13 protein-coding genes and 1 pseudogene are annotated in these 20,536 nt (G+C 52.6%); 1 reads left to right on the top strand and 13 read right to left on the bottom strand.

Annotated elements, in window-relative coordinates; genetic code table 11:
• Positions 1-289 precede the first annotated feature (289 nt).
• Together MKX42_RS32405 and MKX42_RS32410 are read right to left on the bottom strand one after the other, a co-directional pair.
• On the bottom strand, positions 290-3,028 hold the full coding sequence (locus tag MKX42_RS32405; protein WP_340757500.1) for an S-layer homology domain-containing protein: 2,739 nt from the start codon (positions 3,026-3,028) through the stop codon (positions 290-292).
• A 336-nt stretch (positions 3,029-3,364) separates the two neighbouring features.
• Complete coding sequence (locus MKX42_RS32410) at positions 3,365-3,535, bottom strand: hypothetical protein (RefSeq protein WP_340757501.1); 171 nt, start codon at positions 3,533-3,535, stop codon at positions 3,365-3,367.
• Between the two features lie 198 nt (positions 3,536-3,733).
• On the opposite strand from MKX42_RS32410, the gene MKX42_RS32415 reads away from it, so the two are divergent.
• Positions 3,734-8,131 (top strand): AAA family ATPase, encoded by a 4,398-nt coding sequence (locus tag MKX42_RS32415; RefSeq protein ID WP_340757502.1) that lies wholly within the window; start codon positions 3,734-3,736, stop codon positions 8,129-8,131.
• A 157-nt stretch (positions 8,132-8,288) separates the two neighbouring features.
• On the opposite strand, the gene MKX42_RS32420 is transcribed toward MKX42_RS32415, so the two are convergent.
• The 11 genes and pseudogenes from MKX42_RS32420 to MKX42_RS32465 all read right to left on the bottom strand — a co-directional run bounded on the left by MKX42_RS32420 (position 8,289) and on the right by MKX42_RS32465 (position 20,528).
• Positions 8,289-9,077, bottom strand: a complete 789-nt coding sequence (locus MKX42_RS32420; protein ID WP_036723535.1) for a formate/nitrite transporter family protein — start codon at positions 9,075-9,077, stop codon at positions 8,289-8,291.
• 335 nt (positions 9,078-9,412) lie between these two features.
• Positions 9,413-11,719, bottom strand: coding sequence for an S-layer homology domain-containing protein (locus MKX42_RS32425; RefSeq protein WP_340757503.1), 2,307 nt, complete (start codon positions 11,717-11,719; stop codon positions 9,413-9,415).
• A gap of 12 nt (positions 11,720-11,731) precedes the next feature.
• Positions 11,732-11,935, bottom strand: a pseudogene (locus MKX42_RS33540) (S-layer homology domain-containing protein); the annotation flags it as partial.
• 159 nt (positions 11,936-12,094) lie between these two features.
• Positions 12,095-13,189, bottom strand: a complete 1,095-nt coding sequence (locus MKX42_RS32430; protein WP_036695607.1) for a toxic anion resistance protein — start codon at positions 13,187-13,189, stop codon at positions 12,095-12,097.
• Positions 13,190-13,202: 13 nt separating this feature from the next.
• Positions 13,203-13,901: a hypothetical protein gene (locus MKX42_RS32435; protein ID WP_340757504.1), complete on the bottom strand. Its 699-nt coding sequence runs from the start codon at positions 13,899-13,901 to the stop codon at positions 13,203-13,205.
• A gap of 36 nt (positions 13,902-13,937) precedes the next feature.
• Positions 13,938-14,993, bottom strand: coding sequence for an ATP-grasp domain-containing protein (locus MKX42_RS32440; RefSeq protein WP_340757505.1), 1,056 nt, complete (start codon positions 14,991-14,993; stop codon positions 13,938-13,940).
• Positions 14,990-15,826, bottom strand: coding sequence for an HAD family hydrolase (locus tag MKX42_RS32445; RefSeq protein WP_340757506.1), 837 nt, complete (start codon positions 15,824-15,826; stop codon positions 14,990-14,992). The genes MKX42_RS32440 and MKX42_RS32445 overlap by 4 nt, the downstream gene beginning before the upstream one ends.
• Positions 15,823-16,977: a cysteine protease StiP family protein gene (locus tag MKX42_RS32450; protein ID WP_340757507.1), complete on the bottom strand. Its 1,155-nt coding sequence runs from the start codon at positions 16,975-16,977 to the stop codon at positions 15,823-15,825. Before MKX42_RS32450 ends, MKX42_RS32445 begins: the two co-directional genes overlap by 4 nt.
• A complete protein-coding gene (locus tag MKX42_RS32455) occupies positions 16,974-18,266 on the bottom strand; it encodes a phosphoribosyltransferase family protein (protein WP_340757923.1) in 1,293 nt (430 codons plus the stop codon). The genes MKX42_RS32450 and MKX42_RS32455 overlap by 4 nt, the downstream gene beginning before the upstream one ends.
• Positions 18,267-18,342: 76 nt before the next feature.
• Positions 18,343-19,551, bottom strand: a complete 1,209-nt coding sequence (locus MKX42_RS32460) for an HpcH/HpaI aldolase/citrate lyase family protein (protein WP_051477877.1) — start codon at positions 19,549-19,551, stop codon at positions 18,343-18,345.
• A gap of 233 nt (positions 19,552-19,784) precedes the next feature.
• Positions 19,785-20,528: a TerC family protein gene (locus MKX42_RS32465; protein ID WP_036695602.1), complete on the bottom strand. Its 744-nt coding sequence runs from the start codon at positions 20,526-20,528 to the stop codon at positions 19,785-19,787.
• Positions 20,529-20,536: the final 8 nt, after the last annotated feature.

Genomic DNA, 20,536 nt, shown 5'->3' on the forward strand with positions numbered 1-20,536 from the left:
CAAGAGGGAACGGTTTTGCCGCCGTTCAGAAGAACAGCAAAGTTTCAACGGGAAATAGAAGGATATGTATAGTGTGGAGCATATAAATTCCGGCTTATTATTTTAAATAAAGAAGGCTTCCGCCAAGATTAATGGCTGGAGCCTTCTTGTATTCATAATCACTCTTTTTGAATTTTGAAGGGAATTCTCCTGAAGACAGGCTATTCATTTCCCCAGAGGGAATCTGATCTTCGCAAGCGGGCAACGGGTGGTCGGCTTGTACACTCCAGCTTGTGACCTTCCCATCTGCTCAGCCATTGATCAGCCGCGCTTGAATCAGCATCCGGTACAACAGCACAGCTGTCTCTGCACGGGTTAAAGGCTTGCCTGGACGAAGCTCTTCTCCGTACCCTTGCACCAGTCCCTCTGCAATAGCAATTCGGATCGCCTCATCAGCCCAGCTCCCGATTTCACCGCTGTCCGCGTAGACGGACAAATCGACGGCCTTCCCGGCAGAATCTGTAACCGAAGCCGCATCAGCCATCTGCAAGGCCCGAATTATCGTTACGATCGCTTCTTGCCGTGTTACCGCTTGCTGCGGCTTAAAGGTTCCGTCTGCGAATCCATCCATAATTCCGTATGCCTGGACGGATTCTACGGCTTCGCGGTACCAGCTGGACTCTGCTACATCGCGGAAGCTCGATTGGCCAGTGGCTTCCGGCAGGCCCAGCGCTCTAGCAAGCAGCGCCGCAAGCTCGGCCCGCGTAATCGCCGCCCCGGGAGCAAATCTGGTTCCGTCTATCCCCTGAACAATCATTCTGCTGTTCATGTCGCTGATCTCTTTTGCAGCCCAGTGGCCCGCCAGATCTGTAAATGCCGGTGTCTTAGCTACCAGTATATACGCGCTGTTCGTAAGGCTCTGAATCACCGCTGCCCGCTGCCCGTCCACTTCGGCGAATACCGTAGCTACTGGCCGCGCACCCAGCTTCTGATCCCAGACCATGACAGCGGATGCTGCGTGGGCATCCTTGGGCAAGTAGATGACACGTTCCACGTAATGGTTGAAGCTGGAGATCTCTTGTCTGACCCCCTGACGCACAATATGCACTTCGAAATAGATCGGAGCTGCAACCAGCCGGAACCCGCCCTGGTCGGCCGCTTCCTGCAATCCGGCAAGCGCCTTGCTATCCCCGCGCTCGATTGTAATTTGAACCTCAGTCTCGTCTGTGAAGTCAGGCAGCCGATTTCCGATTTCAGCCAAAGGCAAACGGTATTGCCCGTTCCGGGTCTTCATTGCAATGGCTGCGACCTGCTTGTCCATGAGCGAAGAAATCGCACTGCCCGGGAGCCGAAGCGTCAGCTTGTCCGCCTCTTCTTCAATGGCAATCGTAAGAGCCTCCTCCAGCTTAAGGAACAGCGATTCCAGAACGTTCTTGAGCGAGCCGGTATCTATCCGTACAGTAATCGCCTTTATTTGGTCCGCATTGATATCAAACGAAGCCATTCCAGATACCCCTTTATCATTAATTCGAATCAAGATTGAACGGTTCTGCGGCGGCTGGCTTAGAGTAATCGCAGGCGATGACGAAGGGTTTGTGCCTGAATCCGCAGCAGGCTCTGCTGGTGCAGCTGAACGAATCACCGTCAGGATATAGGTTCGGGTAGTATGGTCTTGCGCAGTGACTGTTACCTCGAACCGGTTCTCACCGATTGCAAGCGGGTATTCCCCGGTGATCAAGTTAGGACTGATCTGCGATCCGTTAATTTGAAGGGCCGACAGCTCATCTGCAGCGGCAAGCCGCATCTTCAGTGCATATACAGCGTGGTCTGCATTGACCGTATAACTTGCAGCCCCCGCCTTAAAATCAAACCTGACTTGCCCTCCCAAACCTGTGAGCTCCCAGGCTATTAAGTCTGCGTTACTGCTCAGAGGGACAATGTTGCTGATCTCAATATTGCTGACATTCGCGTTCCCCGCCACGTCTGCCACGTATACGGAATAAACTCCATTCTCTTGCACGGCAAAATGATCAGTGATCTCTGTACCTGCTGCAGCGAAATAGGCGATATCTCTACTGCCTGCGGCCCACTTCACCGCAGAGATTTGGTTGAACTCACCATACACAGACGCTGATACGGTAACTTTTACACTTCCGTAAGTTGCGCTAGGAGGGTCAGCCTCCAGTATAATGCGCGGCGGCTGATCATACGTAAAGCTGATGCTCACCGTCTGAAGCAGCGCCAGGCCACTAGCTTCTTCTTTGACCATATAAGTAACCTTCTCGGCGGCTGTGTTACTTACTGAAAAAGCAGTAAGGCCCTCGGCATCCGTCGTGCCATATACATTCTGAATCACAGACTGCCCGCTGTTCGCCTCAAGCATGAGCCGCTTCCCGGCAATCGGGTGTTCATAGTCATCCTGCAATCGCACGATGATCTCAGCTGAGCTCTGTCCGTCTGCCCGTACCACCAGATCACTGGCGGTAACTGTAGAGTGAAGCGTACTGAACTCCCCGGATGTGAACTGGACGGAAGCTGTAGCGTCAAGCATGGTCCCGTCCACACTGGCGCTCACCACCCCGCTGCCTGCACTCGTCGGCGCCGTCAGCTTCGCGCTATACGTACCGTCCCGGTTGTCCGTCACCACGCCAACCGTTCCCGCCGTCGCGCTGATTGTTACCGCCGCTCCGCCGCTGGTCAGCACGTTGCCCTGCGCATCCCACAGCCTCACCGTTACCATCGTCTGGCTGCTGCCGTCGGCTACAAGACTGGAATGCGTACTGAAAATCTGACTGTTGCCCGGAGATACCGAATAATCCGCAACCATGTATGTCCGGAACGAAAAATCATAATTAGTTGCCGGGGAGGATCCCCGGGGATATGGATTGCCGCTGCTTGAATACCACCCAATGCCAGCTTCTAAACCTCCGACATCCGTGGTTACTACCATCCGATACATTTTATCCTTTTGCAAATAAGGATCTGCTGCAGAGAAGTCAATAGCCGTCCAACCCGATGCACTGTCAGTCACGAGTCGCCCTGTCGCCAAGGGTGTAGAAAGATCTCCTTCCTTATAAATTTTTACATTAATGGATCCAAGTGCGCCTCTGCTGTCAAAGATGTTGAGCGCGATCCTGCTAAGGTTCCCTGTTATTGCCGGTGTAAAGGTCTGGTACCTAGAATTATCAGAATTCACCCAGATGTTTCCGGTTGTTGCACTCTGCTCTTGATCCAGGACCGCTGTACTTTCAGCGCTAGCCTCTCTATATGGCACTCCTCCCACAACCATCACTACGGTCAGAAGGATAGCCATCCACCGTTTCCCTCTGTTCCAGACTTTCATCTCAATCCCCCATTTGAATTCCTGCATTATGTAATGAACTCATTAGCCCACGAAATACGTGTACATTCCAACCCCTGCGGCTACCAAAGTAAAAAAGCCAAAATACCATTTGGTGAACCGTAGACTGGTTCCGGTACCTTCCCACCAGATCTTGACAAAGACGACGATTCCGAGGATTAATATACTTACAAAAGCGATGAGTGCGTTCTCCATTTAATGTATCCCCCTACCTCCTTAAGTTTGATGCAGCGAACAAGAAGAACCTGTTTCGCCGTCTAGTAAGCCGCAGACCTATATTTCTTCAATTTCAAGATAGAGCAAATGCTTCAAATTCTCTATACCTATAAAGGAGTATCCTCTAGAATATAGGATAGAAATCACCAGTACGCATACAGTAGGGGTGTTAATAAAATGGAAGAAGTTCAGTATACCCAAGAAATTACGCTCAGGGCATTGATGAACGGGCAGCCCTGCCTGGAGCCGGAGCTGTTTCTGCATCTGGCCCGGGCTATTGCCGCCGAGGCCGGCAAGCTGCATCAGCAGCAGCTTCTCCATCTTGATCTGCGGCCGGAACATATCGTTCTATACTCCCATGAGCAAAGGGCTGAAATAACAGCTTCCGGTTCTGCCTTGTCACGCTCGGCAGAAGGGTATATCCATCCTCCCGGCTACAGCCTCCCAGCTGCCGGTCTGCCGTACTGCTCACCGGAGAATACCGGCAGGATGCACAGAGCGGTAGATGAGCGCAGTGATCTATACTCGTTAGGCATTATTTTCTATGAAATGCTTGCAGGCAGACTTCCTTTTCAGGCTGAAGATTCACTCGAATGGGTATATATGCACTTGGCCCAAAGCCCTCCCCCCCTTGCACATACAAGAGCCGATCTGCCTGAGGGGCTGGAATCCATCATCATGAAGCTGCTCAGCAAGAATCCGGATAAGCGCTATCCGAGTACTCATGTGCTGATCTCGGACCTGGATACCCTTGGACTAGTCCAGGACAGAATCCTTACACAAACACGTTATCACGGGAGAACGCATGAGCTTGCTACTCTGACGCAAGCCTTCTATTCCGCTTGTCTCGGCTCCACGGAAATGGTGTACATATCCGGAGAAGCCGGAATCGGCAAAACCAGCCTGATGGAGCAAATGTTCCAGAATCAGCAGCATGCCCGGCAGTTCTTTTATATCACCGGTAAGTTCGAGCAAATCTCCAGTCAAAGTCCCTATCACCCGATTATCCAGGCCTTTCGCGGACTTCTGCGGCATCTGCTGGGAGAGCGCAGGGACACGTCCGAATTCTGGGCGGAGCGGCTGCGGAATGCCTTGGGCTCAAGTGCCCACATCATTACTGCGATGATACCGGAAGCTGCACGGATATTGGGGGACTTGCCGGAGGCCGAGACACTGCCGGCCAGTGAATCCAAGAAACGGTTTATCTATGTCTTCCGCAAGTTTGTGCAGGCCCTGGCTTCCAGCGAGCATCCGCTCGTTCTGTTTATTGATGATCTGCAATGGGCGAATGACTCTTCGCTTCAGCTGATCCATGAATTGTTGTGTGATCCGGAATGCCAGTATCTGATGTTCGTCTGTGCCTACCGGCATAACGAGACGGACCTTGGCAGGCTCCCAGGATATGAACCGGATGGCACTGTCACCGATCAGGCACTTGTTCATCACATTCATCTGGCTCCGCTGAGCCTTGCGCAGATGAATCCGATTGTGATGGAAGCCTTGAACAGTCCGGCCGATACAGCACTTGCTTTGACCGAACTGTTGTATCCCTCTTCAGGAGGCAATCCATTTCATTTCAAGCAAATCCTCCGCCGGCTTCAAGATGACAGCATTCTGCGCTACAGTCCCGAGCAGCGTCGCTGGCAATGGAATCTGGGACAGATTATAGAGCAGACTCCCAGCTATGCCGTCAAGGATCTGCTGGAGCATAGACTGCACCGTCTCCCAGAGGATGCGCGGCAGTTGCTCGCCATTGCCGCCTGTATCGGAAGTGTGCTTCAAGCGCAGGATATTGTGCATATCGCCGGGCAGACCCACTCTGAGCGCAGCGACGCCTGGTCGATCCTTGAAGCCGAAGGCATGATGATTTCGTGCGGCGACGGCCAATTCCGGTTTGCCCACGACAATATTCAGAAGCTGATCTATAGCAGAATAGACGATGAGGCAAGGCATAACCTCCATCTCAGGATTGGCAGGTTCCTGCTTGAAAGAGACGGCGCCTGGATAGCGCATGCCTTTGATGCAGTCAATCAGCTGAACCTGGGCTCGGCGGGAATAACAGACCCGCGAGAGATCTTGCAGCTGGTGCGCCTCAATCTGGAGGCGGGAATAAGGGCCAAAACCTCCTCTGCTTACGACATCGCGCTGGAGTATTTCGCCCAAGGACTGGAGCTGCTGCCGGCAAAGGATTGGGAGAACGAGTTCGACCTTTGTTTCGAATTGTATATACATAAAGCAGAATGCGAATATTTATGCGGAAATATCAGACAATCCGAACTGGAGCTTGATGCTCTGCTGCAGCATGCCCGCAATCCGGTTGAACGCAGCCGGATTCAGTTAATCCGGATCATGCAGTACATCAACCAGGGCAGATATCTGGAAGGCACTGCGCTTGGACTCAGCAGTCTGCGGGAGCATCTCATTATGATCTCTCCCCGGCCCGGCAAAGTCATGCTGTTGATGGAGAGTATGAAGCTTGAGCTCCTGCTGAACGGCCGGTATGACCGCCTCGCGCATTTGAAGGAAATGTCGGACCCTGAACGGATTGCTGCTATGAATCTGCTTTTTGCCGTGGTGCCTTCAACCTTTTTCACCAACAAGAAGGTGTATTTCCTGTTGGTGTGCCGTGCCATCCAGCTCTCGCTCACATACGGGAATACGCCTGCTTCTGCAGCCGTCTACTCGGCTTATGGTATGATTCTGGGCAATACACCGGGCAAAGCCCGCAAAGGTTATAATATCGGCGAGGTAGGGCTGGAGCTCTCCGATCGTTATAATATTCCTTCCATTAAAAGCAAGACCTACACCGTATTTGGCGGCGTTCTGTGCCAATTTGCCGGAAATTCACGTGAAGGGGAGGCCTATCTGGCGAAAGCGCTGCGCCATGGCCTAGATGCGGGGGATTATGTGTTTGCCAGCTATGCCATAGGCGCGCATATCAACGCCTTGTACTCAAGAGCACCGCTGGGGGAATTCGCGCGGACACTGGCCGAGTATGCCGTAGTGCTTGATACCACCAAAGACGAGTTCGTGAAGAAGAACATTCAGCTGTTCCAGCAATGGATTCTGGCACTGCAAGGCCGGTCGGCTGAACCCGATTCCTTCAGCGGAGCTGGCTTCAGGGAAGAGCTGTTTTTGGAGGAAATCCGTAGGGAAGAGACCTCGTCCACCACTTTATTTCAATACTGTACCTACAAAACGCAGCTATGCTGGCTGCTGGGCCGTTACGATCAGGCGCTACAGTGGGCGAGGAAGGCTCGTGTACATGAGGCGTATGCCACCCATTTGCCCCATTTGCCTGAATGCTTGATGTACGAAGCTCTCTCTCTGATGTCCATGCCTGTACACTGGCGCAAATCTGCACCTGAACACCGCCGTCTGCGGCGCATTCTGCGCCGCTTCAGACAATGGTCATTGGCCAGTCCGGTCAATTTCCAGTCCAGATATGATCTGCTGCAAGCCGAATTCGCCCGGGTATCCGGGCAGCTTCCAAGAGCTGAGGAGATGTATGACCGTGCGATCCGCGAGGCCAGGGAATATGAGGAGGTGCAGATCACCGCTCTTGCCGGTGAACTGGCTGCCAGATATTATTGGAGTTGCGGCAAAAGCACCACGGCGTTGTTCTATTTAGAGACGGCTGCCGGGGGCTACAGCGACTGGGAGGTGCTGATCAAGGTGTCCCAGATAGAAGAGCTGCGCCTCCAATGGCAGGCTGCAGTCGATCCGGCACCTGTCCCTGCATCGACAGCTATTAGCCAGGGAAATCCCCGTCAGAGCGCGGAACCCTTACATTCAGTCCAGAAAGAGGCGCATGCTGTGGAACCGATGGATTTGGCTGCAATCCTTCAAACCTCCCAGGCCATCACAAATCCGCTGGATATAGACACTGTGCTCAGAGAGATGATGAGTACGCTGATGAAATATGCCGGGGCAAGCAAAGGCTCACTGCTGACAGGCAATCAGGATACCCTGTACATTCAAACCTATGCGGATTCTGAGAACCCTGCGGTCTCGTCACCTGCCGAATTGACAGACAGCATTCTTTTGCCTGAAGGGATTATTCGGTATGTGTACCGTACACAGGAGGAGGTGCATTATACCGGCGGAAGCGACAGCTGGTTGATTCATAACCCCTACATGGCCTACCACCGGCCCGGTTCTGCCTTGTGTATTCCCGTAACGGTACACGGTATGATGCTTGGCGTCCTCTACCTGGAGAACAAGCTGACCAGCGGCATCTTCGCGGATGAACATAAGGCGGTTCTGCTGGCACTGGCCTCCCGCGCCCTGCTTATGTGTGTGCTGCAGAGTTCGGGAGAGACTCCGGGTTCACAAATAGAGCAGACCGAGGCGCTGCTGCCCCTGCCTGCCCTGCTGGATGAACCGCTCACAGAGCGTGAATTGGAGGTTCTTACCTTGCTGGCAGCAGGATTATCGAACAAAGAAATTGCCGACCAGCTGATCATCGCCATAAGTACCGTTAAAGTGCATGTCAAGAATATTTTTGCCAAGCTCAAGGTCAACCGCCGCACCAAAGCTATCGCCCAGGCCCAGGAGCTGAAGCTGCTAGGGTAGCGCTCCAGCTCTCCCTGCTGCCGAGTATGCCCCTTATACTGGAACATATCTGACAGCTCACTATAATATCCCCCAGTTCCCTAATTCCGAGCTGCGGACGCACAACAGCGATCCCCCGGTAACCGGAGAATCGCTGTTGTGTCTGTTGTTTTGCCGTTCAGTGAGACTCATCCTCCAGAAACGGCTTGTTCACATAGTAATACATCACGCCCATCAGCACGCCGCCGCCGATGAGATTGCCTAATGTGACCGGGACGAGATTATGCACCACGCCTCCCCAGGAGATCGTACCAGGGTGATCCAGGACGAGAGCAATCGCAAAGGTACACATGTTGGCAATACTATGCTCGTACCCCGAGATGAAGAAGCAGAACACGAACAGCACCATGGCGAACATTTTGGCACCGTCGTTCTTCATTGACATCGGGACGAAGAAGGCCAGACAGACGAGCCAGTTACAGAGAATCGCCCGGAAGAACAGTTGCATCGCCGGAGCTTCCATCTTATGGGCCACCACATTCAGCAGGAACCCGTTGACAGAGGAATCATAGAACAATCCGGTCAGAAAAATAAGCAGCGCAAACGCCGTAGCTCCAAGAATATTGCCCAGATAGCTGACGACCCACATCCGCACAACCTCGGTCCATGCCAGCTTGCGCCTCAGTGCCGCATAGGTGTAATAAAAAGTATCCCCGGTGAACAAATCACCCCCGCCGTAGGAAATCAGGATGATGGCTGCGCCGAACGTGATCGCAGCCATCGGATAGGTCATCGGCGATTGTTCCATATAGAAGAAGTTGCCGGTCTTAAAGGCTACGATCACGCCGAATCCGATAAACATGCTGGCGAGCATGGCCCTGGCAATGTAACGCCATACGCTTTGCCGGAAGATCTTCTGTTTCTTAAGTGCAAGCTTCTCTACCTGCAGCAGTGCCTCGTTCTCCATTTGACCTCCGTATTCACTTTATATTTTCAGTGGTGCCGGAAGACTGATGTACAGCCTCCAGGCTATTATACCCAATAAACCACTGGAAATTGCTTGAATCACAGAGCAGCAATAATTTATGGATTCCGTTCACTGTCTGCACCCTTTTCACAGGCCGTTATCCTCCCGTTCATTCAGGCTGGCAATCGCCTCCGCCTTCTCACTGCTGGCTACGACGATAAGCACCACGATCAAGCATCCCAGAATCATCCCGCTTATCCCCTCTTTCTCCACAGGTCGCCTTAGTGACAACGTATGTGGAGGAGCGGGATAATATGAGTAGGATTAGCGGAGAATCAGTCAGTCAAACCGCCAATATAATAATTAAGCGCCTTATAATTAGCATCATAGAACAGGATAATGTAGTCTTCCGGCTGTCCATTCCGCGCCGCATCATCGGATAACTGAATTCGCTCATAAGGATAGATACTGTTAGTATTCCAGTAATCATTTAAATACTGTACTGCAGATTCTGCAGAGAATTCTTGCTTCGCTGCTGCCAACGCTGATTTAGAAGTCACTGTGAAATAAACCGCCTCGGGATGCGTTTTCTGATAATCTTTTACAGATACATAGTCTATACGGGTACCGTTATTATAATCCCGGACCAGCTTAACTCCGTCCCCAATCTGTGCCGCCGTTCCGTCCCACACGGGCCGCTTCGACGAGAAATCTACCAGCTTGGTGGTATAACGTATCGCTTGCCCTGCCTTATTATAAAAGACCACAGTAACGTAATTCTGCCCGCTCTTATCTGTCACCGGAAGAACTACTGACTGAATGTCAGCAAAATCAAATTCCCCATAAGGGCTTGGTTGTGCTAAATCTTCTGCACGAACAGGATTGGCTGTAATGTAATACGAGAAGCTGCCTACGCTTTCCTTCAACTCATCCGGGAAACCCATCAAATTCATTCTTATTGTTTTGCCGTTGAATTGATTATATCCATCAATAATTACGGATTGAACCAGATCCATATTCTGTAGTGGTCCCGATTTCTTTGCGTCCATAAGAGCTGATACGGCATAATTAAGCTTAGTCTTTCGTTCTCCCCAATTGACAGAATCATCAAAAGGCAAGTAGGCTCTATAAGCCCTGTTAACTGCATCTTCATCCATTAAAGTTACATTCAAAGGAATCTCGTCAATTTTTTTCATGGCTGCTTCTAATTTCAGGTCTGTGCTAAGCATCACCTTGCCGGTGTAATAACCCAACGCCTTCATCTCAGAATCGAGGAAAATAATGGTGTATGCGTCTTCGTTATATGTTTTGAAATTATATAATGTTTCATAGGAAAACGGGATATAGCCCGGTGATGAAGCACCTACTGCTGCATTAGAGGATACTGTGGCATCAACCACACTGACCCAGCCATCTCTGTACACTTTACGCGAAGCATGAATGATATCATTCAATTCCAAATTCAGTTTACTGTCCATATAGTACTTCGGGGTAATTGTATATCCCACTGCTCTTCCGCCAAATTGCAGAGCAGCATCTTCCACATCAATAGTATCCCGATAATATACTTGGGAAGACACGGTGCTGAATTTCTCTTGGGTTATAGTCACACCACTGTGCAATAACATTATACTGTTAGAAGCCTCAGTAACTGAGGGCTGCAAAATCACCTTTTGAGTATAGAATCCGGTCACTTCATTAGATGAATTCCGTACCACAACCGAGACATATTTATCGCCTGCCGTGCCAATCCTGCCCGCTGGAATCGAAACACCGGTATATGTCAGCGTCTTCAATGAGTATCCCGTACTAATAGAAGCGTACTGGAGATTAGTAAGCTCCCAGTGGAGATCTCTAGAGCTGATCGGCTTCGATGTTACATAATAAGTTATCTGGTCATTTGGACGGATAGTGCTGCCAATCACCCTGCTATAATCAACTTCTAGATAAACTGCATTCGTAACTGAATCGTCAGGGCGAGAGGTGATGCTGATATCCAGAGCCGGAAGCTCCTTGACCGGTAATTCATTAACAGGTTCCGGGCTTGGTGTCGGTGTTGAAACCGGTGTTGGTGTTGCTGCCGGAGCCTGGTTTGGCGTCACCTGAGGACCACCGCCACCGCCACTACCGCCGCCACTTCCTCCCGCAGCTACAGCAGCAGTTGCAGTTGGTGCAGCTGTAGCTACTGGAGTAGCCGGCGGTGTTACGGCTGGAGCAGGCGTCGCCGCTCCCTGTGCAGATTGACCCGTTCGAGAGACTGCCGCATCGATCAGCGCTAAGGATTCTGCACGGGTCAAGGCTTTGACGGGCCCGAAGGTTCCATCCGGATACCCTTTAAGTACCTTCGCTGTGACAGCTGCAGCAACACTCCCTTTACTCCAGGATGCAATCTGGCTTGCATCACTGAATACTCTCAATCCCTCTATACTACCCGTGTCCAGCTTCAGCAGCTTGCTGACTATAACTGCTGCTTCCTGGCGGTTAATCGGAGCATTCGGGCGCATCTCATTGTTGAAGCCCTGGATATATCCAGCCGCTATAGCCTTCGCAACCTCACTATACGCCCAGCTGGTAGACGGCACATCGGTGAATTTCACCTTACTCTGTTCCGTAAAATGATAAGAACGGTTAATGAGCGTCATGAACTCCGCTCTGGTTATGGTCTGGTTCGGTTTAACCGATCCATCTCCGAAGCCTTTAAGCAAGCCGTTATCCAGCCAGCTTTGAATCGTTTGCTGAGCCCAATGTCCCTCATAATCCTTTGTTCCTGTAGACTGGGCTACCGCTGTCCCCATAGAACCAAACAGCATCCCCGCTCCAACTATCCCTGCCAATATACCTGTTAACTTCCTGACCATCAATATTCTCCCCCTGAATGTACGACTGAACCCACCTCATAATATCTCACCGGAATATATTAGTAAATTAGAAATTTAACAACAAAAAAAGCCCGCCGAATCCATATCAGCAGGCTTGGTGCATTATTCAAGTTATTCTACCGGCCCAGAAGCAAACCCTTAATTCAAAAAGCTGCTCAGCCCGCTCTCCGCCTGCTTCAATGCCTGCGGCTGTGAGCCTTCGTTAAGTCCGAGCCGGTTGTTCAGCTGGGTGTTGATGGTGGTCATTTTGGACGTATAGTCCTGACAGCTCTCGATGATCCGCCGGTTGGACTGCTCCGAGGTATCCAGGGCGCTGAGCAGGTCGCCAATGGCCTGATTCACGGCTTCCAGGGACATGGACGGCTTGGAGAGCAGCTCCGTGGTCTTCTCGGTCGTCGTGCGCAGCAGCCGCGCATTCTCCTTGAACTGGTCTTCGATGGTCTTGTTGGTGGCTTCCACCGCATTGATGACATTCTCCTGATCAGCCAGGGACATGGCAATCATCGCCGAGACGGTGATCAGGTTAGAGGTCTTATCAATCGCGTTGTTTACGGAATCAATCAGCTTGTCATTATTGTCATTGATGATATCCGTTGCCGCAATCGCCTGATTGTAGAGCAGAATCATCTCGGTCATGGACTGAATCCGCACCATAACCTTGCGCAGCCCGCGCTCCAGATATGCTTTGCGGAATTCATTCTCAGGCTTGGCGATCTCAACCTCGAACAGCTCCTTCAGCTTGTTGCCGAAGGCGATCTTAGTCTGGAGATTATAGATTTCCTCCATGGAGGTGCGCTTCAGCTGGCGCATATTAACGATGCTCTCCTCCAGCGTATCCCGGCCGTCACGCAGACCGGTGATAATGGCATCAATGTTGGTGCGGACCGACTGATATTTGTAGACATAATTCTTAAGCGGGCTTTTGCGCAGCATTTTGCCGAAGAAGCTGACATTCTTGCTCTGCTGAAGTGTCTCGCACTCACCCCGCAGCTTCATAATCATATTAGGCACTTCCACCCGCTTGCCGCTCATCAGGTCATTGACGGGGCGATCCAGCAGCTTCAGCGTCTGGCCTGCCTTCTCCTGTGTCTTCACCCCAAGCTTCCCGATATCATCCATCAGGGAATCCAGTGCCACCGTGTCAGTCTTGGCCACTTGCTCAATTAGCTGGGAAGCCTCCTGAACTACCTTCTGCTCATCTTCTTTTCTAAGCTCAATTAACTGCGTAGACATGGTTCTCCTCCTCCTATAATTCGGAACTGCTATATCGCTGATGTATCAGTTCCGCCTTGGTCTGAAGTTCCATCAGGTCTTTGTGCTCGATCGTGGACGCAATATCGGAAATTTTGGCATCGACATCACGCAGACCGTTCAGCAGCATTCTCCGGTTTCTTGTCTTGGCCTCGCCGCCCAGGCGCAGGAATGGGTTGATTACTCCATTAAGGTCCTTCAGCACCAGCCTGCGGACGGTATGGTTGATCTCGCCGTTACCCAGCTCCTGCAGCAGCGGAATGACGCGCTGCAGTCTGGCGAACAGTGCCAGCGACTTCTCGACAATCTCATTGTCCAGCGTATCCTTCTGCCCTTCGGAGATAATCATATCCTCCAGAATACTAAGATACTCTACCACCGGGGCGAACTCTGCCCCGATCTGTATTTCCTCCCTGTGTCCGGCTCCCGGAGGGACCGGGGAGGCCTGTCCTGCAGCAGCAGACGAAGCTTGCGGCGCGGCGGCGGATGCCGCCGGAATCGCCTTCGGCTCCTGCCCGGCAGGAATCACCTCCACCGGCAGATTCACTCTTGTACGCCTGAGCTCCGGCACTGCAAGTGCTGCCCCGATTACCGGAAGGAGCAGCGAGACCAGCTCAGGCAGGAAGCCGCTGGTCAATACGGCTACGACATAACCGGCACCGGCATACGCCAGTACTTTGAATTTAGCTTGCATTCCTTCTCACCTCTTATGAGCGTGAATGCTACACGCTCAATTCACGGAATCCGTAATGACGGATTCTCCGTTTATTCTCATGATCAGCGGCTGCTCGACATGGCTGGCCAGGACGTTATGCTCGAACGATGCAGGCAGAACCTCGCCGCCGAGCGCGCTTTTGACAGCCAAATAGGGGAAGTTGATTCCGGACAAACAGGAGATATGCAGGCCGCCGGACATCCGCGGGTTAATCTCCAGCAGCTTGGGGACGCCGCCGCTGTATTTCATCTGGATATTGAAATTGAACGGAATCCGGTACGTCTCAGCCACCCTGCGGGCCACCTCCGCAAGCTCCGGGATATACTCCATCAACCGCAGGCGCCCGCCTGCCTTCCGGCGGGGGACTGCAGCCAGCAGCCTGCCCTTCTCATCCGCCAGGCAATCAATACTATATTCATATCCTTCCAGCAGCTCCATCACCATCAGGTTAGGGAAGCTACCGGCTTCTGCAAGGATGCGGTAAGCCTCCTCGAAGGAGATCAGCGGAGTCACATGGCCGAACAGCTCCTCCACGGGACTGCGGTCATTATCTATGATCCGGAATCCGAGTCCGCCTTCCGTCTCGGTAGGCTTGAAGCAGACCTTGTGGCCTTTGGCTGCGAGATCTTCATAAGCTTCCCTGAACTGCTGCGCATTACTAACCACATGATAATCAGGAATCGTCATAATCCCGGTGGTCTTCACACTCTCATAGAACTTACCTTTGTCCATGATCATCTCCAGCAGATCCAGATCACGGCAGACCAGCACCTTCGTCCCGATCTCATCGAACAGCGAAGCATGCAGCGCGATATCGAGCATATGCAGCCGGGGGATGAAGATATCAATCTCGTTCCGGCGGCAAAAATCAACACAGAACTGCACGTATTCAATGCCTTCGAGCGCCGGCTCGGTTCCAGCTACATCCGCGCCTTGCAGCGACATATGGTGGATATCCGGGTGGGTGGCGAAGATTTGCACCGGAATCCCGTCTTCATTGCGTCGGATGAGATTCATATAATGATAGGCAACAGAGAACCAGCGGTTGAAATATATATTTACCTTTTTCATGGTGGCGGTCCAACTCCCAATGCTGTCGAATGTGTATAAATCCTGTGAACATACTGCATAATCTCATCCGCGGCAAATACTCCCGGCCGCACAGTAAACGGATACTCTAAGTGTACTAAACCCGCCTGCTGCTCGGCAAATATCTCTCCGTGGCAGGGGGCTATCGCATAGTCGGCGGCGGCGAGCAGGCTCTTGTCCAGAAGAGAGTCGCCGGAGGCGACCATCGGCTCCGAATGCACGGTGCGGCGCACATGGAGAATGGCATCGCTTTTGTTCACTGCCTCCGGCACGATATAGAGCTTGCGCCCCTGCAGGGATACTCTCCAGCCAAGCTCACCCAGCCGCTGCGCCATCCGGGCAATCTCTTCCAGCGGCAGCAGATCCCGGTGAACCACGAAGGTATAGAACAGCTCATCGCAATAACGCCGGCTAATGATCCATTCTTCCCGGACAACAGCGCGCACGATGCTCTCGGCCTCTTCCGCCGCAGCGGAGCCGCGGTCCACCGCTCTGCCGACAGCCGTCCGCCAATCCTGGTCCACTACCCCGTTCACAAGAATATTGCCGCCATTGCTGGTGATGGCATAATCCGGAATGACCGTCTCCTGGAACAGGTTAATCCGCCGGTACTGGGCAATCGTACGTGTAGTCACCGGCATGAAGACAATCTTCGCCGCCAGCTCTTTCAGTGTATCCAGAGCCTGCTGTGAGATATACGATACCGTCCTGCCGTCAACAACCTCTGCCGGAACCAGACCGGGGGTATCCTCAGGAACGCCTACCGCGCTAAGAGAGTAGATCAGCGTACGGTCCAGATCGCTGGCGTAGATCATTCACTCTCCCCTTTCAGCGGCTTGATGATTCCGCAGCAGGAGTAGGTCAGCCCGGGATAGACCTCTACCGGCACGCCCCGGTCCTCCGCCAGCAGCAGAATATGCCGCAGGTTGGGATTGTCCAGCCTGTCGACAAGGATTCTCCAGGGCACTCTGCGCAGCAGTACACGCGTCGTCTCACCCACTCCGGGCTTTACCAGATTGATATTATCAATACCGAAGGTATCCTGGATACTGCGGATATCGGCCAGCCCCTGCCAGGTAATCTCCGGCGGATGCTCCAGCATCTCCGCAGCCTGCGCAAATGCCTCTGCTGCTACTTCCGTGAAATACGGGGTAATCGCTTCAACGAATACGTTGGACAGATCACTGTCCAGCCATTCCTTGTAGAATTTGGCCCCGTGGAATTCCTCTGGCCCGATCAGATCATCGCGGAGCACCGTACGGCTCATCAGGCCCGATACCGTGGAGTTCAGGCAGGCACTTGGAATCAGATAATCCTCCCGGGTACCATAGGTTCCCGAGCAGTGACCGGGATCAGCAAGTACTGCCAGATCATCATTTAGCGTAATGCCATATTTCTTATACATACTCTCACAGGCCTCTATCAGCACCTGCCGGATGGCCCCCTTACCGGTCCAGCCATCGATGAATTGCAGTTGGGCATCCCGTCCATGCTGCTGCAGCATATAGAGCACCGCATTCTCATCAATCCCCTTGCCGCGGATAATCGAGATGCTGTAATGCGGAAGATCCGCTCCATATTTCTCAAGAATATATCGTTTGATCAATACCCCGATAGGTGTGCCCGCTCTCGCCAGAGAGACCAGCACGGTATTCGCCGTTCCCCGCCGGGCAACAATCATCTCGGACACCACAGCTACAGCCAGCGCCACCTTCCTCGCAGTCTGCTGCAGCGTCTCATGAAACAATTCGATATACTGCTCTGTCGGCTGGTATTCCACCGGAAGCATCTCCGAATAATGCACGCCGGACTGGATCGCTTCCTCCCGCTCGGCCGTCCCCCGCTCCAGAGACACATCGCTTAGATCCTTGAGCAGGAAGGTAACGTCGGAAGCAGGGTAGCTGCCCAGTGCCACCGGAGGAGATATTCTTCTATTGTGAATGGCTTCGATATCTATTCCCTTCATAGCTCTGAGCCTCCCGTAACTGGTTCTGGGCTGAGCACAACAAGATGTACCTTATTGCCCGCCAGCCTCTGTAAAATATCCGTCATCGGCGCAATCCGCTGCCGGGGCACCTCGCGCTCCAGCAGGACGAAGATATCGTCATACTGGCCGGGGTCCACATTATAGATGAAATTCGTGATCTCCGTATCGCCTGCGGACGGATAGGCAGCGGCGCTGTGCACGCCGTAATCCGCACGCCGCTCGGGATGGATCGGACTACGGGTCGAGGACTGGTACAACACGCCCTCTCCCATCTCTGCGGCGATCCGCATCGGCAGATACATGAACTCGCCTACACCCATCACCAGCGTACGGGCACCTTCACGCAGTCCCCGGAGCTGCCTGGCCACGCGGCTTACAGCTGCATCAATCTGCGCATTATCCGCAGACTCCAGACCGAAGCGGCCGCTCTGCTTCAGATATGGCGCTGGATTGATAACGCCCTGCCCATCCGCCGAGGTCACCGGAAGCCGCTCTAAGCCGTCGAATGCATAAGTGGTTACAAGCTCTGCGCCTGTGGATGCAGCGGCCCCGCTATCAGCTGCGGCTTGCAGCTGAGGTATTCCCTCAACCTTGATGCTTCCCTGAAGCAGGGACAAAGCGGTGATACGAATTCCAAGCTCCTGCTCCAGATCATGGTAAGCCTGGATATTAGCTTCACTCCGCCAGTCCAAGAGAGAGGCCACTACATAGTCCCTGCGCGGGAATTTGGACTGGATGTCCCGGATCGTATTAATCGCTGTATTCCCGGTCGTAATCTCGTCATCCACCAGTACAATCGGCTCTGTCCCCAATAACAGTTCAGCATTCAGGGCATAGCAGAGATGATCTACGGCGTGGGAATGCTCCTCTTCAAAGGTGACCACCGATTCCAGCTCAGGAATCATCTCACGCGTGGTATGAATATAAGACGCACCGCCGGCGAATGCATTATACATGCTATGGCCGAGGGCGGTAGCGGTTTCGGCGAATCCGATAAACAGAACCGGCTGCGGCAGAACCAGACGCGCAGCAAGCAGCGCATGATAAGCTTCTTCCGCAACTTCAGGATGGATCAGACCATGCACGGCCTGGTTCATCAGCGGGTCCATAACCTCCCGGTCAGCGGTATCCGCGCTCATCTCCAGATACAAAAGCAAGGCGAGTGCCGCTCCGCTGAGCAGCGGGGTATACGGTCCTACGGGAATATGCTTGCCAAGCACTTTGCTGACGAACAGGAAGGAGCGTTTCTTATTGATTCGTGCAGCCATGGAGAACAAGGACTCCACAGGCATATGAAAAGGATTCGAGGTTTCTGTTACCGTAACCTGCAGATTCTCGACGATATTAAACGTGTGTGTATTCGTTCTCGGGTAGTAATCCGACAAAATGCTGTTGTTCATGTAACACCCCGTATATTTGAGATCGTAATAAAATTCGTCTGGCCCAGTTCAAATGAGGCTTGATTTCATTCATTTTGTTATAGTATTCACTCTTGAACACGCCGCGGCTGCCATCGTTGCTGTCTACAATACTTAAGGCATCCACATACTCTTCATGCATTACCGTATACATTGCCTGCACCGGTCTGAGGTGGGAGGGGTGGATAATGGTTTTGCCTACAATGCCGTTCTCCTTGTCCAGAATCACTTCCCGGATCAGCCCGTCCATCGAGCTTGAAATGAAGCTGTTGCGCATCTCGCGGCCATGCTTGCCGTAGGTATCCTCGAAGGGCGTCTCCCGCAGCTGCGGGCGGAGGACCCGGTGTCCTTTGCTGGCAAAATACTCCCACACAGGCCCAGAGATCACGTATCCTTCCTCCACACGGCCAAAGACGTTAATGATATCCGACATGCAGTCACGGATCGGCGTCAGGTCATAAATACTGATATCCGGGCTGCGCCGCAGTCCGAACAGACTGGAGAAGTCCGTCGCCCCAATCCGGACATTCAGCACATACTCGCGGTATTGCCCGAGCAGATCCCGGACCCCAAGCAGAGTGTCCATCCGGCTCTCCCGGTAGATGATCGGCGCATTCTCCAGAATCGGCATCCCGTACAGCACCGGGGCGGAATAGCTGCGTGTGTCGTTGTAATCGGCAATAGCCTCGAAATAATCCGTACCGTTCTCTACGGAGAATTTGGGGAAGACGAAGCCGGTCAGCATGGTGATTAATGATCCCAGCCGAAAGATCAGATCCCGCAGCTGTGCAGGGTTACGTACGCGGATGAACAGCAGCGGAAGGCTGCCGCGCTGGTCCGGCTCATTCTCCGCATAAGCGGACAGGAACGCCAGATGCCTGACGATGGATTCTTCGGCATAATCCACTTCACCGTCCCCGATGGCATCCTCCAAATCTATGATTACCGTAATAAGCCCCGAGGCTCTCAGCTTAATAATATCTTCGGCAACACTGGCACGGGTGGCCGGCATATAAAGGGCTGCTCCGACGGCATAAGCCAGTAAATCCTTGCGGGTAGTATGATCAAATGAAACCGGCGGAACATGGAATAATGAGGCTTCCTGTTCTTGTGTGAGGTAATCGAAATATCTCAAGGCCCTTCCCCCTTAATGTTGTGCCAGCACAATCCAAATGGCCTCTGGCTGCGAGCAGAACCAGCTATGCCGTCCTCTCGGGGACGGTATCCGGCTTGCTTTGAACCCAAGCAAAGGCCATGCTATAAACCTATTACGATTACCCGAAAGGCGTGCCGGAGTCCACCCTTCCCGTGAACCCCGCGCCTTCCTGCACAGCTATAAAGGATAAATAGATGAAGCACGCAGATCAATCAGGCCTTGTGGTTCTCAGCCTTCTTGCGTTTGCTTGCGCTATACACGATAGTACCTGCAAACACCGCAATTAGAATACCGAAGAAAATTACATGCGGCAATTCATAGCCGAAGGCTCCGGCAAGCATTTTACCGGCAATCAGTGCAATAAGCAGGAATGCCGTTTGTTCCAGTTCAGGATATCTTGCGATCAGCTTGAGGAACACCTGTGCCACACCGCGCATCATCAGTACGCCGAGAATACCGCCCAGGAAGAGTACCCAGACTTCAGAGCTAAGACCAAATGCTGCTACCACACTATCAATACTGAAGGCAATATCCATTAATTCAACCAGGAGTACCGTCTTCCAGAAAGAGGCGCCTTTATTCTTAATCTCGCCATCTTCACCGCTGCCCTTGAACAACCCTTTGTAGGCAATATAGAAGAGATACAAGGCCCCAAGCACCTTAACCAGCGTGAATTTGACGAGATAGGTCCCCAGACCAATCGCCAGGAATCTGAATAAATAAGCGCCGAGTATCCCGTAGAACAAAGCCTTACGCTGCTGCTCCTTCGGCAAGTGCTTAACCATAACCGCCAGCACGAGCGCGTTATCCGCAGAGAGCAGACCTTCCAGCAGGATCAGACTCCCGATAATCCCCCAGCTGACAGGGTCGGATAGCGTCCCTGCAATATCACTCCATGAGAAGAAATGCCCGTAATTCTCACCGATACTCCTAAAAAAATCACTGAACCAGTCCATTCCACTTG

The sequence above is a fragment of the Paenibacillus sp. FSL R7-0204 genome (assembly GCF_038002225.1).
In the GTDB taxonomy this organism is placed as follows: domain Bacteria; phylum Bacillota; class Bacilli; order Paenibacillales; family Paenibacillaceae; genus Paenibacillus_AQ.

What these genes read in the sequence shown, in the direction of transcription:
- MKX42_RS32410 (WP_340757501.1), bottom strand. Translation starts at nt 3,535, where the DNA reads ATGGAGAACGCACTCATCGCTTTTGTAAGTATATTAATCCTCGGAATC.
- MKX42_RS32435 (WP_340757504.1), bottom strand. Translation starts at nt 13,901, where the DNA reads ATGCAAGCTAAATTCAAAGTACTGGCGTATGCCGGTGCCGGTTATGTC.
- MKX42_RS32420 (WP_036723535.1), bottom strand. Translation starts at nt 9,077, where the DNA reads ATGGAGAACGAGGCACTGCTGCAGGTAGAGAAGCTTGCACTTAAGAAA.
- MKX42_RS32425 (WP_340757503.1), bottom strand. Translation starts at nt 11,719, where the DNA reads ATGACGCTCATTAACCGTTCTTATCATTTTACGGAACAGAGTAAGGTG.
- MKX42_RS32430 (WP_036695607.1), bottom strand. Translation starts at nt 13,189, where the DNA reads ATGTCTACGCAGTTAATTGAGCTTAGAAAAGAAGATGAGCAGAAGGTA.
- MKX42_RS32455 (WP_340757923.1), bottom strand. Translation starts at nt 18,266, where the DNA reads ATGGCTGCACGAATCAATAAGAAACGCTCCTTCCTGTTCGTCAGCAAA.
- MKX42_RS32465 (WP_036695602.1), bottom strand. Translation starts at nt 20,528, where the DNA reads ATGGACTGGTTCAGTGATTTTTTTAGGAGTATCGGTGAGAATTACGGG.
- MKX42_RS32450 (WP_340757507.1), bottom strand. Translation starts at nt 16,977, where the DNA reads ATGAAGGGAATAGATATCGAAGCCATTCACAATAGAAGAATATCTCCT.
- MKX42_RS32445 (WP_340757506.1), bottom strand. Translation starts at nt 15,826, where the DNA reads ATGATCTACGCCAGCGATCTGGACCGTACGCTGATCTACTCTCTTAGC.
- MKX42_RS32415 (WP_340757502.1), top strand. Translation starts at nt 3,734, where the DNA reads ATGGAAGAAGTTCAGTATACCCAAGAAATTACGCTCAGGGCATTGATG.
- MKX42_RS32440 (WP_340757505.1), bottom strand. Translation starts at nt 14,993, where the DNA reads ATGAAAAAGGTAAATATATATTTCAACCGCTGGTTCTCTGTTGCCTAT.